Here is a 13,438-nt window from a genome sequence, read left to right on the forward strand (position 1 = left end):
GAGGCCAGCCATCGGCACCCGACTAGACGGCGGGGGTAACGCCGGGATGACCGGCAGATGTCGCGGCGATGACAGGCCGCGGCCGCGTCACTGCGCCACGCCGAGCGCGATCAGATAGTCCGCGCCGGCGCGCAGCTTCTCCTTGTTGCGGACCTCGAGGATCAGGCGCGGATTGCTGTCGATCCGCTGCAAGGCGTGAAAGACCGCCCGCCAGGCAATGTTGCCCTCGCCGGGGTTCCAGTGACGGTCGGCGTGACCGTCCGTGTCCTGGAGGTGGACGTGGTTGAGCATCTCACCGGCCGCCGTGACGTAGAAGTCGACGGGCGGCGCGCCGGTCGAGCCATAAGCGTAGTTGGCATGGCCCGTGTCGATCGAGACCCGCACAGCCGGGCTGTCGAAGGAACGGGCGAGCGCGACCCGCTGGTGCGGCTCCTTGTCCTCGATATTCTCGATGACGAGCACCACGCCCATGTCCTCGGCGCGGCGGACGGCCTCGCGCAGCGTGTCGTGGGTCCGCTCCACCACGCTGGCGGCGGCACCGGGCAGGCTGTCGAGATTGTTCGCATCCCAGGTGGTGTAGGGGGAGTGGATGACCATCTGCGTGGCACCGAGCGCGGCACAGACGTCGAGGCCCTGCGCCATGCGCTTGCGCACCACGTCGCGAACGTCCGGGTCCATCGAGGCAATGGAGAAACCCCAGAACGGGCCGTGGATGCCGAGCCGGCCCTTGTAGCCGTCGAGTTCCTTGCGGATGGTTTCGGCCAGCGGGCGCCAGTCGCCGTTGAGCACCTCGGCCCAGAAGAAGTCCTGGATCTCGAGATCGCGCTGCTTGTCGAGAATCCAGTCGCGATGCTGGCGCAGGCCGTCGAGCGGGAGGGCTGCTCCGAGCACGGGCAGGGAAGGGGTCTGGGTCATGGGTCGTCCGATCCGGCTGGCGCGGCCAAGCCGCGAGGCCGCCCGTCATCGTCCGGTCAGGCGACAGCGATGTGACGGCTGCGAATCGTCAGGACGCCGCGCCGAGCGAGACGATGATCTGCATGACCCACAATCCGATCGCCGTCGCCGCCGTGTAGCGGCCGAAGCGCAGGAAGGCCTCCCGGTTGGCCTCGGTGATGACGCGCTGGGCATAGGCCTGGTCGGGTCGCTGGTCCTTGGGCAGCAGGATCCAGACCTCGGTGCGATTGTAGGGCTGCCAGCGGGCAATCTCCGCCTTCAGCAGCAGGATGGCCGCCATCAGCGTGAAGCCGAAGCCACCGACCTTCAGGGCGAGCGCGGAATCGAACGCACAGCCGGCCATGGCGGTGATGATCGCGAGCGAGCCGAAGCCGCAGCCGCGAGCGGTCGCGATCAGGGCGAGATTGTGAATGTTGCGCATCGCGAGCCTCAACCAACCCGGCGCCTTGCATCAAACTCAGTGTTCCCCGGAAAAGCGCCGCTGGGAAGGCCTTGGAACGGGAATATTGCATCGCAACAGAACACGTCGACGTGACAGGCCCGCAACCGGCATCGACCATAGTCTATGCCGTTTCGGAATCGGCCAATTTCAACGATGAAGAGCTGAAATCACCCCGATTCAGCGGCAGAATCCAATGCTTGGATTTGCTGCAGCGCATCTTCAGCGAAAGTCTAATTGGATCGCCTCTGGCGCCTTCTCTAGCGTGGCAGGGTCAAGGAATCGGGCGACCGCACGGGTCTGTGCGCAAAAACTCAAAGAACAAGATCCTCGCCCGGGGGAAACTCGCGCAGACGGCTTGCGCCAGAGTCAAGGAGGGAAGGGCATGTCCAACGGACAAGAAGACCGGTACTGGAATCGAACAAGTTCATTGATGTGGGTGATGATGGCCCTCTGGGTCTTCTTTGGCTTCGTCATCCACATGTTCGCCGGGCCGCTGAACAAGATCGTCATTCTCGGCTTCCCGATGGGCTTCTACATGGCGGCCCAGGGATCACTCCTCGTCTTCGTGATCATGCTGTTCATCTATGCCAAGCGGCAGGACAACATTGATCGCGAAGAGGGCGTGGCGGAAGACTGAGGGGGACACGGTCATGGCACAACAGGCTCCGGCCGGCGGTGGAGATTTCATCTCTAATCTCGGCAGAATTTACGGCTTCTACACGGGCGGATTTTTCGGATTCGTTCTCGTCCTTGCTCTTCTTGAGCAGATGGGCGTCCCCAACCGGTGGATCGGCTACGGCTTCGTCTTCCTGACGATCGCCGTCTATGCCGTCATCGGCATCCTCTCCAGGACCTCCGAAGTCGGCGAATACTATGTCGCCGGCCGCCGCGTTCCCTCGTTCTACAACGGCATGGCGACCGGTGCGGACTGGATGTCCGGCGCCTCCTTCGTCGGCATGGCCGGTACGCTGTTCCTGCTCGGCTACGACGGCCTGTCCTTCGTGCTCGGCTGGACCGGCGGCTATGTGCTGGTCGCGGTGCTGATCGCTCCGTTCCTGCGCAAGTTCGGCGCCTACACCGTCCCGGACTTCTTCTCCGAGCGCTACGGCGGTTCCACCGCCCGCGTTCTGGCGGTTCTGGTGCTGATGGCCTGCTCGTTCACCTATGTGACCGCGCAGATCTTCGCCACCGGCATCATTGCCTCGCGCTTCCTCGACATGGATTTCACGGTTGCGGTCTATGTCGGCCTGGTCGGCATCCTGCTCTGCTCCATGCTGGGCGGTATGAAGGCGGTGACCTGGACGCAGGTCGCTCAGTACATCGTCCTGATCGTCGCCTACCTGATCCCGATCGTGATCCTGTCGGCGAAGAAATTCGGCATTCCCCTGCCGCAGCTGACCTATGGCCAGGCGCTGCAGGAGATCACGAACCTCGAGCAGAGCATGCAGCAGAAGGGTCTTGCGGCCCAGAACCTCAAGCCGCACGTCCAGCCTTTCACGAATTACGACCCGCTCAACTACTTCGCCCTCATTCTCTGCCTGATGGTGGGCACGGCGTCCCTGCCGCACATCCTGATGCGCTACTTCACCACCCCCTCGGTGCGTGAAGCGCGCGGCTCGGTGGCCTGGTCGCTGTTCTTCATCTTCCTCCTCTACTTCTCGGCGCCGGCCTACGCCGCCTTCTCAAAGCTGGAGGTCTACACCCTCATCAACAACAGCACGCAGCTCTCCGCCCTGCCGGCGTGGATCTTCACCTACGGCAAACTCGGCCTCGTGAAGATCTGCGGCGTCGATGCGGCCACCACACAGGCCGTCGTCGAAGCCTGCGGCAGGATAGCCGGTCATCCCGGCCTGCTGCGCCTGCAGGATCTGGCGATCAACACGGACGTGATCGTGCTCTCGACCCCCGAGATCGCGGGCATGCCCTATGTGATTGCCGGCCTTGTTGCGGCCGGCGGCCTCGCCGCGGCGCTCTCGACGGCAGACGGTCTGCTGCTCGCCATCGCCAACGCGCTGTCGCACGACATCTACTACAAGATGATCAACCCGAACGCGCCGACGCGGCAGCGGCTCATCGTGGCCCGCGTCATCCTCCTGATCGTGGCGGTCCTTGCGGCCTACACGGCCTCGACACGACCTGCCGACATCCTGTCCATGGTGGCCTGGGCGTTCTCGCTCGCGGCAGCCGGCATCTTCCCGGCGCTCACACTGGGCATCTGGTGGAAGCGGGCCAACACCCAGGGCTGTATCGCCGGAATGGTGCTGGGCTTCGGTATCTGCGTCTACTATCTGGTCGGAACCCGCTACTTCGCGGTGACCTTCTACGAGATGTGGGGCTGGCTCTCGACCGCCTCTCCGGTGGCACACGACCGGTTCGTCGAACTGAAGAATGCCTGGATGGCGGCCTCCGGTCCGGCGAAGGACGTCGCCTGGCGTGCTCTCGACACCCATGCCCAGGGCATCGCGTCCTGGTTCGGTGTCCGCAACATCTCGGCTGCCCTGTTCGGTCTGCCGGTCGGCTTCGCGGCGATCTACATCGTCTCGATGATGACCCCGGCGCCGTCGCAGCAGGTGATGGACATGGTCGATGCCACCCGTCGTCCCCGCGGCGACACGATCATGCGCGACAAGGACGCCGAACTGCCGGCTCACTGAGTCCCATCACACGAAACGGGAAGGGCGGGGCTTGCCCCCGCCCTTCTCTTTTGGGCGCAACCGCCTAATCTGAGAGCACGAATGACCGGCCCGGCAAGGGGCCGGCGGCAGGGTGGAACAGGCAATCGATGACGGCGACCGATACGTTTTTCGCGCACTGGTATTTCCACCTGCCCAATCTGGTGCTGGCGGCGCTGATGTACACCCTGATCGGGCGCTACATCCTCTCGCTGTTCTTCGGCGCGAACAGCGACAAGGTGATGATCCGTGTGTTCACGACGGTCACGGATCCGGTGGTCAATGCCGTGGCGGTGATCACACCGCGGATCGTGCCGCGCGGCCTGCTGATCGTCTTCGCCTTCATCTGGCTGATGGCGCTTCGCATGGCCGTGTTCCTGGCCTTTGCAGCCGCGGGCCTGCGCCCGACGATCGGAGGCTGACGGCCATGGAAGATGAAGCCGAACGCCTTGCCACGATGCAGCGGGATGTCCTGCTGATCGTTACTGCCGGTCTGTCGCTCCTGAACGGCATGCACTTCTCGCCCTTCTTCGACCCGGTCTTCTTTCTGATGAGGCCGTTTGCCGCCGGCTTTTTCATCACCAGCCCGATCCTGCTGTTCTATTTCACCTCGCTGTTCATCTCGCTGCTCACCCTGCTGGTGGGCGGCATACCGGCCGCGATCTACGAGCGGGCCAACAACCTGCAGCAGTCGACCCCGGTGTCGATCGGCATCTGGCTGGCGGGGGTCGCGATCTTTGCCGCGCCGACCTTCCTCGGGTTCTTCGGCGGGCGATAGGCGCCGCTCGGGGCGCTGGCGCGCCAACCGCCCGGAATGCGGTCAGGACGGCCTCAAGCCGGCGGAGGATCGCCGCGCCAGGCCGGCTGGCGCGGGTGCATGGCATCCTTGAACATGTCGAACCCCTTCCATGCGGGCTCGACCGGCTCGCAGCCGGCAGCCGGCGTGTAGTCGGAGGGCGCGACCAGTTGCAGTTTCGGGATGTAGCGCGGGCAGTTGGGGAAGATCGCCCGGGCCGTCACACGCACGATCAGCTGGGCGCCAAGCGTCTGCCCGAGAAGCGGATCGTCGCGTGACACCTGCGCCGTGCCGTTGACCCGCAACCGGCGCGGTCGCTCGTGCAGGTCGATGAACAGCAATCCGACATGGGGATTGCTCCTGAGATTGCCCAGGCTCTTGAACATGCCGTTGCCGTCATAGTCCGGGAAGGCGAGTTCTGAAGTCCCCGTCACCTGCACGAATCCGGCCGGGCCGCCCTTGAACGAACAGTCCGGGCGCCCCTCCGCATCGGCAGTCGCCATGAAAAAGTAGATGGAGCCCTCGATGTAGGCGCGGTCGTCGTCAGTGAAGGCCGTGCGACAGAGCTTCTCCTCCAGGCGGTCGGAGATCCGGCGGCTGTCGAAGGCGTCCTGAAAGGCGCGATTGCCCTCGTGGTAGAGCAGGGACTGGGTCATGGCATGCCTCGTTCCGGTGGTGGTTCGGAGGCGGCCGCGCCGGCCTTCATCGGCTGGCAGGGTCGGGCGAGGCTTCAGGATAGCGCTGGTTTCATCATACAGAAACGGTCAGTAGAAATGCGTGCCAGCGAGCGTCGCGGGCTTCAGACGCGCTCCAGCGGCCGGTGTGGGCCGGCCGGCAAATGGACGGCGATGGCGTCGCCCCTGCGCACCAGGCCACCTGCCAGGACAATCGCCATGATTCCGGCCTTGCGGACGAGCCGGCCCGTGCTGTCGCGGTCCAGCACGGCCTGCGTCAGGCCCGGCCGGAAACGGTCCAGCTGGATGCACGGATTGCGCAGGCCTGTCACCTCGATCTCTGCTTCGCCGATGGCCAGGCGCGCGCCCGTTGGCAGCGCCAGCAGATCGATGCCGCGGGTCAGGATGTTCTCGCCGATATCGCCGGGGCGGAGGTCGAAGCCCTTCGCCGCCAGTTCGGCAAACAGTTCCTGATGGATGAGGTGAACCTGCCGGAGATTGGGCTGTGCCGGGTCGATGGCGACGCGGGAGCGGTGTTTCACGGTGCGCCCGCAATGAGCATCGCCCTCGATGCCTTCGCCGGCCAGGAGTCGGACTGAATCGGTGCAGGTCTTCGAGAACCCATGGCGCGGGTTCAGGCTCACCGAGACGACGCAAGCCTTTTCTGGCTGATCCATGTCGTTTCTCCCGGTCATCAGACGGCGTCCTTGTGGCCGATCCGCGCGCGTCTGTCATCGGCTGCGCCCGCTTCCTGCCCATGCCTTACCGGCGATGGACCGGCGCTTGGCGGGACGATAGAGGAGGCGCATGCCCCTTACCGTGCTCTTCGACCTCGATGGAACGCTCACCGATCCGGCGCCCGGCATCATCGGTTCGTTCCGAAAGGCTCTCATCGACCTCGGCCACGAGCCGCCGCCCTTCGAGGCGCTCGGCTGGGTGATTGGGCCGGCCCTGCGGCTGTCGTTTCCGAAGGTCATGGGCGAGGGAAGCGATGCGGAGGCGGCGGTCGAGCGTTACCGCATTCATTACCGCGCGGGCGGCATGTACGACCTGACGCTCTACGACGGCATGATGGAGGCGGTTGCCGCCATCCGCGCCGCGTCCGACCGCATGTTCGTCTGCACCGCCAAGCCCGAGCCCTATGCGGTGCCCATCGTCGAGCGCTTCGGCTATGCCCCGCTGTTCGAGAGGGTCTATGGCGCAGCCCTCGACGGCAGCCTCGACGACAAGGCCGACATCATCGCGAAGATCATCGCCGAGCAGGGCATCGATCCGGCACAGACCGTGATGATCGGCGACCGGATGCACGATATCCACGCAGCCCAGAAGCACGGCATCGCCTCCATCGGTGTCGCCTGGGGCTATGGCGGCGTCGAGGAACTGACCGCGGCCGGGGCGACCGCGATCTGTCACAGGCCGCAGGAGCTGGCCGCAATGGTTCGGGACCAGGCCGCGCGCCTCGCTGCGACAGGCCGTCCGGCAAGACGCTAGGCGGCCGTCGCCGGGTCATCGAAGAAGCCGAAAACGCGCGAGATCTGCGTGCCATTGCCCGAAAGCACGAGGACATCGATGCCCCTGCGAATCTCGTTGCCTGCCGGACCGACCACGTTCCAGGCGAAGCGAACCAGGTCGTGATGGGCGTCGGGCGTGCCGACAAGCGACCACACCGCTCCGGGGCGCCGTTCACGAACCTGCGCGATATGGACCAGGAACGCCTCCGGACTGCCTGCATGCACGCTCGGATCGCAGTAAAGCGCCCCGTCGGCCCAGATCGCTGCAAGGCGTGCCGCACGCCGCGTGGCGTCGGCCTCGTTCCAGACGGCGAAATAGCCAGCGATGAGATCCGGCAGCGTCATGGTCGCATTCTCCTTGGCTTGTCCGGTCCAGAGTAACGGCCATCTGCGCCACCAGAGGGCCACAGCCTTGCACTCATCGGCCTGATCGTGTATCGGCCCGGCTATTCCACACGCGGAAACGCGGCTGGGGACGAATGTCCTTTTGCCGTTCCGGTGGCGACGGGTCCCATGCGGGGCCGGCCATATCCGCGGAGGCACAACCGGAGAAGACCCATGGCGCTGCCCGATTTCAGCCTGCGCCAGCTTTTGGAAGCTGGCTGCCACTTTGGCCATCAGGCCCATCGCTGGAACCCGAAGATGAACCAGTTCATCTTCGGCGTCCGCAACAACATTCACATCATCGACCTCGCCCAGACCGTCCCGATGCTGCACCGCGCGCTGGTGGCCGTGTCCGACACGGTGGCCAAGGGCGGCCGCGTGCTGTTCGTCGGCACCAAGCGCCAGGCGCAGGAATCGATCGCCGATGGGGCCAAGAAGTCGGCCCAGTACTACGTGAACTCGCGCTGGCTCGGCGGCACGCTGACCAACTGGAAGACGGTGTCGCAGTCGATCTCGCGGCTGCGCAGGCTCGACGAGCAGCTCTCGGGCGGCGGCGCCGGCTACACCAAGAAGGAAGCCCTCACGCTGTCGCGCGAGAAGGCCAAGCTGGAGCGTGCGCTCGGCGGCATCAAGGACATGGGCGGCACGCCGGACCTGATGTTCGTGATCGACACCAACAAGGAGGCGAACGCCATCCTCGAGGCGCGTCGCCTGGGCATTCCGGTCGCCGCGATCGTCGACACCAATTGCGATCCGGACGGCATCACCTTCCCGATTCCCGGCAATGACGACGCCGGCCGCGCCATCACGCTCTATTGCGACCTCATCGCCCGCGCGGCCATCGACGGTCTCGCCCGTTCGCAGGGCTCCTCCGGCATGGATCTCGGCGCCGCCGAGGCCCCGATCGTCGAGGAGGTTCCGGAAGCCGCTCCCGCCGGCGTCGAGCGTCTTGCCGGCCCGCGCGGACCGGCCGACGAGCTCACCAAGCTCGCCGGTGTCTCCGCTGCCATCGAGAAGCAGCTGAACGATCTCGGCATCTTCCACTTCTGGCAGGTTGCCGCCTTCACGCCGGCCGATGTGGCGGAATTCGGCGATGCCGTCGGCCTGCCGGGCCGCGTCCAGGGCTGGATCGAGCAGGCCAAGGGCTTCGTCGAGGCCGAGGCGGCCTGATCGCCACCCGTCATGCGCTTGTCACCCTGACGTGGTGAGCGCGTCTGATGCTTTCGCGTTCCGGCCGGTCCGCACCACGGACCGGCCGTTTCCCGTCTCAATTTTCACTTAGCTTTCAAGGACAGGACCCATGGCGAACATCACCGCCCAGATGGTCAAGGAACTGCGCGAGATGACCGGCGCAGGCATGATGGACTGCAAGGCCGCGCTCGCCGAGACCAACGGCGACATCGAGGCCGCTGTCGATCTCTTGCGCAAGAAGGGTCTCTCGAAGGCGGCCAAGAAGGCCGGCCGCGTGGCGGCCGAGGGTCTCGTCGGCATCTGGGTCGACGGTCCCCGGGCGGCCGTTGTCGAGGTCAACTCGGAAACCGACTTCGTCGCCCGCAACGAGCAGTTCCAGGGCCTCGTGAAGATGGTGGCCCATGTCGCCTACAAGACCGGCGACGATGTTGCCGCGATCCTGGCAGCTCCCGTCACCTCGTCCGGCACGGTGGCCGACGCCCTGTCGTCGGCCGTGGCGACGATTGGCGAGAACATGTCGCTGCGCCGCGCCGGCGTCCTCGCTGTCTCGGACGGCGTGATCGGGACCTACATGCACAATGCCGTCGATCCCGGCCTCGGCAAGATCGGCGTGCTGGTGGCGCTCGAATCGACCGGTGCCAAGGATGAGCTTGCCGCGCTCGGCCGCATGGTCGCGATGCATGTCGCGGCCGCCAGCCCGCTGGCGCTGGACTTTGCCGGTCTCGACCCGTCTGTGGTCGCCCGCGAAAAGGCGATTCTGGCCGAGAAGAATGCCGGCAAGCCGGAGAACGTGCTCGCGAAGATCGTGGAGTCCGGGCTGAAGACCTATGCCAAGGAGGTCTGCCTCCTCGACCAGCTCTATATCCACGATGGCGGCAAGACCGTTGCCCAGGCGCTCAAGGAAGCCGAGGGCAAGATCGGCGCGCCGATCAAGCTGACGGGTTTCGCCCGTTTTGCGCTCGGCGAGGGGATCGAGAAGGCCGAAAGCGATTTCGCCGCCGAAGTTGCGGCTCAGGCCGGCCTGAAGGGCTGAGCCACGCCGCCGGTCGGTTGCCGGCTCATCATCGGATCGGAAGAGGGGCGGGCGACCGCCCCTTTTTCATGTCGCCAGCGCCTCTTCGACATCGCGCAGCCGGTCCTTGCCGAAATAGATGTCGCGGCCGACGAAAAAGGTCGGGATGCCGAACGTGCCGCGGCCGACCGAATCCTGCGTGTTGGTCAAAAGCCGCTCCTTGACGGCGGGGTCCTGGCTTCGCTCGAGGAAGCGCCCGCCATCGAGGCCAGCGGTGTCGAGAACCGACCGGAAGACGTCCGGATCGTCCATCTTCTTCTCGTCTTCCCACATGGCGCGAAAGCAGGTCTCGGCATAGGGCGCAAGCAGGCCGTCCATCTGCGCGGCCACCGCGCCGCGCATCATCATCAGCGTATTGACCGGGAAGAACGGATTGAGCCTGTAGGCGGTCAGCCGGTGCCGCGCGATGAACCGGCGGATCTCGATACGCTCGTAGTCCATCTTGGCCTTGACCCCGGCAAAGGCCTCGAAGGGCGAGCGGTTGCCCGTTGCCTTGAAGATGCCGCCGAGCAGCACCGGAACATAGACGACCTCGGCCCCCGTCCGGGCCGCCAGTTCGGGCAGCACGCGATGGGCCAGATAGGCGTTGGGGCTGCCGAAGTCGAAATGAAACTCCACCGCTTTCGGCGTGCGGTCCGGCTCGGCTTGCGGGGAGGCGGGGTCGGTCATGGTCTCACCAGCGTTCGCCAAAGGGCCTGAGATCAAGTTCATGGGTCCACGCATCGCGTGGCTGATGATGCAGGTGCCAGTATGTCTCCGCGATCGAGGCGGGGTCCATCAGTTCGTCGGGAGCAAAATCCGAGCGGCCGGTGCGCTTCTGGCGCAGGTCGCGGACGAAGGCGGTGTCGACACCGGCATCGATGACGAGATGGGCCACATGAATGCCCTGCGGTCCGAGCTCGCGCGCCATGCTCTGGGCGACGGCGCGCAGTCCCGCCTTGGCGCTGGCGAAGGCCGCAAACCCCGCGCCACCGCGCAGGCTGGCGGTCGCCCCGGTGAAGAAGATCGAGCCGCTTGCGCGCGGCAGCATCAGCCGCGCCGCCTCGCGGCCGGCAAGAAAGCCCGAGTAGCAGGCCATTTCCCACACCTTCCGGAACACCCGTTCGGTGGTGTCGACGATGGGGAAGTTCACATTGGCCCCGACATTGAAGATGCAGGCGGCAAGCGGCGCTGTCGCCTCCGCCTCGGCCAGAAAGGCGGTGACGTCCGCCTCGTCGCGGGCATCGAGCGCCCGGCCGGTGGCCTGTCCGCCAGCCGCTACAATGCCCTCGATCAGCGGGACCAGCTTGTCGCCATTGCGGCGGCCGCAGACGACGTGGTAGCCGCCGGCGGCAAAGCGGCGAGCAATGGCCGCGCCGATAAAGTCGCCCGCGCCGATCACGGCGACGCTCGCTGGCTTGGGACTCGCTGCGCGCAACTCTGCCATCGGCACCTCCCGAACCGTCAGTCTAGGGCGTGTATCTGCACGGTGCCAAGATGCACCCCCGACACGAACCGTCCGTCCGCTGCTGTGGTCACGTAGCGCGGTTGAGGTTGCGCCTGTGGCGCGATCCGCTAAACCCGTCCCCCGACAGGATTTTCAGGCTGTATCGAATCGGGGGAGCGGATGACGGCGCCCACCTACGCCCGCGCGCTGGTCAAGGTATCCGGCGAGGCCCTGGCGGGAGACCAGGATTTCGGCTTCGACGCGAAGGTCATGGGCGCCATAGCCGGAGACCTGATCGCCGCGGCAAAGGCCGGGACCGGCATGGCCGTCGTTGTGGGCGGCGGCAACATCTTCCGCGGCCGCCAGATTGCAGGCATCGGCCTCTCGCGCGTCGATGCCGATGCCATCGGAAGGCTGGCGACCGTCATGAACGCCATTGCGCTGGCCGGCCGCATCCGCGCGCTTGGCCATCCCGCCGTGGCGCTGTCCGCCGAGCCTGCCCCCGAGGTCATCGACACCTACACGCCGCGCCTGGCGCTGGAGCATCTGGAAGCCGGCCGCATCGTGGTGCTGGGAGGCGGCATCGGCGTGCCGCTCCTGACCACCGACACGACCGCCGTCATGCGGGCGGCCGAGCTCGGCTGCGAGGTCGTCTTGAAGGCCACCAATGTCGATGGCGTCTATTCGGCCGACCCCCGGAAGGACCCGAAGGCCACCCGCTTCGACCAGTTGTCGGCAGAAGAGGCCATTGCCCGCGACCTGAAGGTCATGGATACGGCGGCCTTCGCCCTTGCCCGCGAGAACGGTCTTCCGATAATCGTGTTCTCCCTCGACGCTCCCGGCGCCGTGGCCGCCGTTCTGGCCGGGCAGGGGCGTTGCACTGTGGTCACCGTCTGACCGCGCCAGCGGGTTTTCCCGCCCATCGTTCGTAGAGGCTCAGCCATGGCCGCGTCCCCGACCTTCGATCTTGCCGACATCTCGCGCCGCATGCAGGGCAGCATTGCCAGTTTCAAGCATGAACTGGGCACGCTGCGGACCGGCCGCGCCTCGCCGAACCTGCTCGATCCGATCACGATCGACGCCTATGGCCAGTCGATGCACGTCAACCAGGTTGCCACCGTCAGCGTGCCCGAGCCCCGGCTGCTCTCGGTGCAGGTCTGGGACCGCTCGATGGTGCAGGCTGTGGAAAAGGCGATCCGCGAGTCCAGCCTCGGCCTCAACCCGCAGACCGAGGGCCAGGTCATCCGCCTGCGCATTCCGGAACTGACGCAGGACCGCCGCAAGGAAATGGTCAAGGTCGCCCACAAATATGCCGAAGGCGCCCGCGTTGCCGTGCGCCACGTCCGCCGCGACGGGCTCGACGTCCTGAAGGCCAAGGAAAAGGACCATTCGATGAGCGAGGACGACCATGCCCGCGCAGCCGACCAGGTCCAGAAGGAAACCGACAAGCACATCGCCGAGATCGACAATCTGCTTGTGCAGAAGGAAAAAGAGATCATGACGGTCTGACGGGACCAGGGGCGCCATGACCATGACGGAGCGATACGGTGCAGCAGGCCTGGCCGCGGCACAGCCCGGTCCGTCGCGGGGCGCCGCCGCTCTTCCCCGGCATGTCGCGATCATCATGGACGGCAACGGGCGCTGGGCCGAGGCGCGCGGACTGCCGCGGCTCGAAGGCCACAGGCGCGGCGTCGAGGCGCTGCGGGCCACGCTGAGGGCCGCACGCGACATCGGCATCGAGATCGTGACCGTCTACTCCTTCTCGTCGGAGAACTGGTCGCGACCGGCCACGGAGGTGTCCGGGCTGATGGGGCTGCTCAAGCGCTTCATCCGCAACGACCTCGCCGAACTCCATGAGGCCGGGGTCAGGGTTCGGATTGCCGGCGACCGCGATTCGCTGAGCCGCGACATCCGCTCGCTGCTGGTCGAGGCGGAAGCCCTGACCGCAGGCAATCGCGGCCAGACGCTCATCGTCGCCTTCAACTACGGCTCCCGCCAGGAAATCGCCGAGGCTGCACGCACCCTCGCCATGGAGGTTGCGGCGGGCACCCGCGATCCGGCCTCGATCACGCCCGAGGCCATCAGCGCCCGGCTGTCGACCGCCGGCATCCCCGATCCCGACCTCGTCATCCGCACGTCCGGCGAGATGCGGCTGTCGAATTTCCTGCTCTGGCAGTCGGCCTATGCCGAACTCGTCTTCCAGCCTGTGCTCTGGCCGGATTATGGCCGCGAAGCGTTGCTGGAGGCGCTTGCCGAATATGCCCGGCGGGAGCGCCGTTTCGGCGGCGTGGCCGCAGTCGTGGCTGGCGCGTGACC

17 protein-coding genes are annotated in these 13,438 nt (G+C 66.1%); 10 read left to right on the forward strand and 7 right to left on the reverse strand.

The genetic code is table 11. The features are described from left to right. Positions 1-87 precede the first annotated feature (87 nt). Entirely contained in the window at positions 88-915 is an 828-nt protein-coding gene (locus ACTIFS_RS14600) for a sugar phosphate isomerase/epimerase family protein (RefSeq protein WP_439574847.1), read from the reverse strand. Positions 916-1,003: 88 nt separating this feature from the next. Then, positions 1,004-1,375 (reverse strand): hypothetical protein, encoded by a 372-nt coding sequence (locus ACTIFS_RS14605; protein WP_439574848.1) that lies wholly within the window; start codon positions 1,373-1,375, stop codon positions 1,004-1,006. A gap of 403 nt (positions 1,376-1,778) precedes the next feature. On the opposite strand from ACTIFS_RS14605, the gene ACTIFS_RS14610 reads away from it, so the two are divergent. The 4 genes from ACTIFS_RS14610 (at position 1,779) to ACTIFS_RS14625 (ending at position 4,846) form a co-directional block, all read left to right on the forward strand. After that, on the forward strand, positions 1,779-2,033 hold the full coding sequence (locus ACTIFS_RS14610; RefSeq protein WP_439574849.1) for a DUF4212 domain-containing protein: 255 nt from the start codon (positions 1,779-1,781) through the stop codon (positions 2,031-2,033). Positions 2,034-2,046: 13 nt separating this feature from the next. Continuing rightward, entirely contained in the window at positions 2,047-4,050 is a 2,004-nt protein-coding gene (locus ACTIFS_RS14615; protein ID WP_439574850.1) for a sodium:solute symporter family protein, read from the forward strand. 128 nt (positions 4,051-4,178) lie between these two features. After that, positions 4,179-4,490: a hypothetical protein gene (locus tag ACTIFS_RS14620; protein ID WP_439574851.1), complete on the forward strand. Its 312-nt coding sequence runs from the start codon at positions 4,179-4,181 to the stop codon at positions 4,488-4,490. Positions 4,491-4,495: 5 nt separating this feature from the next. Further along, positions 4,496-4,846 (forward strand): hypothetical protein, encoded by a 351-nt coding sequence (locus tag ACTIFS_RS14625; protein ID WP_439574852.1) that lies wholly within the window; start codon positions 4,496-4,498, stop codon positions 4,844-4,846. A 53-nt stretch (positions 4,847-4,899) separates the two neighbouring features. Here the strand turns inward: ACTIFS_RS14625 and ACTIFS_RS14630 are convergent, their stop codons facing one another. Next, positions 4,900-5,520 carry a pyridoxamine 5'-phosphate oxidase family protein gene (locus tag ACTIFS_RS14630; RefSeq protein ID WP_439574853.1) on the reverse strand — a complete coding sequence of 207 codons (621 nt, stop codon included), beginning with the start codon at positions 5,518-5,520 and terminating at the stop codon, positions 4,900-4,902. A gap of 143 nt (positions 5,521-5,663) precedes the next feature. Further along, positions 5,664-6,215 carry an MOSC domain-containing protein gene (locus ACTIFS_RS14635; RefSeq protein ID WP_439574854.1) on the reverse strand — a complete coding sequence of 184 codons (552 nt, stop codon included), beginning with the start codon at positions 6,213-6,215 and terminating at the stop codon, positions 5,664-5,666. 130 nt (positions 6,216-6,345) lie between these two features. Here ACTIFS_RS14635 and ACTIFS_RS14640 point away from each other — a divergent pair, with 130 nt between their 5' ends. Continuing rightward, positions 6,346-7,029, forward strand: coding sequence for an HAD hydrolase-like protein (locus ACTIFS_RS14640; RefSeq protein WP_439574855.1), 684 nt, complete (start codon positions 6,346-6,348; stop codon positions 7,027-7,029). Here the strand turns inward: ACTIFS_RS14640 and ACTIFS_RS14645 are convergent. Then, positions 7,026-7,394 carry a nuclear transport factor 2 family protein gene (locus tag ACTIFS_RS14645; protein ID WP_439574856.1) on the reverse strand — a complete coding sequence of 123 codons (369 nt, stop codon included), beginning with the start codon at positions 7,392-7,394 and terminating at the stop codon, positions 7,026-7,028. The genes ACTIFS_RS14640 and ACTIFS_RS14645 overlap by 4 nt on opposite strands. Positions 7,395-7,607: 213 nt before the next feature. On the opposite strand from ACTIFS_RS14645, the gene ACTIFS_RS14650 reads away from it, so the two are divergent. After that, entirely contained in the window at positions 7,608-8,603 is a 996-nt protein-coding gene (locus ACTIFS_RS14650; protein WP_439574857.1) for a 30S ribosomal protein S2, read from the forward strand. A 130-nt stretch (positions 8,604-8,733) separates the two neighbouring features. After that, positions 8,734-9,657, forward strand: a complete 924-nt coding sequence (gene tsf / locus ACTIFS_RS14655) for a translation elongation factor Ts (protein WP_439574858.1) — start codon at positions 8,734-8,736, stop codon at positions 9,655-9,657. A gap of 66 nt (positions 9,658-9,723) precedes the next feature. Here the strand turns inward: tsf and ACTIFS_RS14660 are convergent, their stop codons facing one another. Further along, complete coding sequence (locus ACTIFS_RS14660) at positions 9,724-10,365, reverse strand: 2-hydroxychromene-2-carboxylate isomerase (protein ID WP_439574859.1); 642 nt, start codon at positions 10,363-10,365, stop codon at positions 9,724-9,726. 4 nt (positions 10,366-10,369) lie between these two features. Continuing rightward, positions 10,370-11,122, reverse strand: coding sequence for an SDR family NAD(P)-dependent oxidoreductase (locus ACTIFS_RS14665; RefSeq protein ID WP_439574860.1), 753 nt, complete (start codon positions 11,120-11,122; stop codon positions 10,370-10,372). A 180-nt stretch (positions 11,123-11,302) separates the two neighbouring features. Here ACTIFS_RS14665 and pyrH point away from each other — a divergent pair, with 180 nt between their 5' ends. Genes pyrH through ACTIFS_RS14680 form a run of 3 tightly spaced genes read left to right on the forward strand, consistent with a single transcriptional unit; the run spans position 11,303 to position 13,436 of the window. Further along, complete coding sequence (gene pyrH / locus ACTIFS_RS14670) at positions 11,303-12,019, forward strand: UMP kinase (RefSeq protein ID WP_439574861.1); 717 nt, start codon at positions 11,303-11,305, stop codon at positions 12,017-12,019. 45 nt (positions 12,020-12,064) lie between these two features. Then, the gene (gene frr / locus ACTIFS_RS14675; protein WP_439574862.1) at positions 12,065-12,631 is read left to right on the forward strand and encodes a ribosome recycling factor; all 567 of its coding nucleotides are present in this window, start codon (positions 12,065-12,067) and stop codon (positions 12,629-12,631) included. A gap of 22 nt (positions 12,632-12,653) precedes the next feature. Beyond that, the gene (locus ACTIFS_RS14680) at positions 12,654-13,436 is read left to right on the forward strand and encodes an isoprenyl transferase (RefSeq protein ID WP_439575034.1); all 783 of its coding nucleotides are present in this window, start codon (positions 12,654-12,656) and stop codon (positions 13,434-13,436) included. Positions 13,437-13,438: the final 2 nt, after the last annotated feature.

It is taken from the genome of Phreatobacter sp. (genome assembly GCF_051860605.1).
GTDB lineage: Bacteria > Pseudomonadota > Alphaproteobacteria > Rhizobiales > Phreatobacteraceae > Phreatobacter.

Excerpts from the sequence above, each read along its gene's own strand:
- ACTIFS_RS14645 (WP_439574856.1), bottom strand. The coding sequence starts at position 7,394 with ATGACGCTGCCGGATCTCATCGCTGGCTATTTCGCCGTCTGGAACGAG.
- ACTIFS_RS14625 (WP_439574852.1), top strand. The coding sequence starts at position 4,496 with ATGGAAGATGAAGCCGAACGCCTTGCCACGATGCAGCGGGATGTCCTG.
- tsf (WP_439574858.1), top strand. The coding sequence starts at position 8,734 with ATGGCGAACATCACCGCCCAGATGGTCAAGGAACTGCGCGAGATGACC.
- ACTIFS_RS14640 (WP_439574855.1), top strand. The coding sequence starts at position 6,346 with ATGCCCCTTACCGTGCTCTTCGACCTCGATGGAACGCTCACCGATCCG.
- frr (WP_439574862.1), top strand. The coding sequence starts at position 12,065 with ATGGCCGCGTCCCCGACCTTCGATCTTGCCGACATCTCGCGCCGCATG.
- ACTIFS_RS14615 (WP_439574850.1), top strand. The coding sequence starts at position 2,047 with ATGGCACAACAGGCTCCGGCCGGCGGTGGAGATTTCATCTCTAATCTC.
- ACTIFS_RS14600 (WP_439574847.1), bottom strand. The coding sequence starts at position 915 with ATGACCCAGACCCCTTCCCTGCCCGTGCTCGGAGCAGCCCTCCCGCTC.
- ACTIFS_RS14660 (WP_439574859.1), bottom strand. The coding sequence starts at position 10,365 with ATGACCGACCCCGCCTCCCCGCAAGCCGAGCCGGACCGCACGCCGAAA.
- ACTIFS_RS14635 (WP_439574854.1), bottom strand. The coding sequence starts at position 6,215 with ATGGATCAGCCAGAAAAGGCTTGCGTCGTCTCGGTGAGCCTGAACCCG.
- ACTIFS_RS14650 (WP_439574857.1), top strand. The coding sequence starts at position 7,608 with ATGGCGCTGCCCGATTTCAGCCTGCGCCAGCTTTTGGAAGCTGGCTGC.
- ACTIFS_RS14610 (WP_439574849.1), top strand. The coding sequence starts at position 1,779 with ATGTCCAACGGACAAGAAGACCGGTACTGGAATCGAACAAGTTCATTG.
- ACTIFS_RS14605 (WP_439574848.1), bottom strand. The coding sequence starts at position 1,375 with ATGCGCAACATTCACAATCTCGCCCTGATCGCGACCGCTCGCGGCTGC.
- ACTIFS_RS14680 (WP_439575034.1), top strand. The coding sequence starts at position 12,654 with ATGACGGAGCGATACGGTGCAGCAGGCCTGGCCGCGGCACAGCCCGGT.
- ACTIFS_RS14620 (WP_439574851.1), top strand. The coding sequence starts at position 4,179 with ATGACGGCGACCGATACGTTTTTCGCGCACTGGTATTTCCACCTGCCC.
- ACTIFS_RS14665 (WP_439574860.1), bottom strand. The coding sequence starts at position 11,122 with ATGGCAGAGTTGCGCGCAGCGAGTCCCAAGCCAGCGAGCGTCGCCGTG.
- ACTIFS_RS14630 (WP_439574853.1), bottom strand. The coding sequence starts at position 5,520 with ATGACCCAGTCCCTGCTCTACCACGAGGGCAATCGCGCCTTTCAGGAC.
- pyrH (WP_439574861.1), top strand. The coding sequence starts at position 11,303 with ATGACGGCGCCCACCTACGCCCGCGCGCTGGTCAAGGTATCCGGCGAG.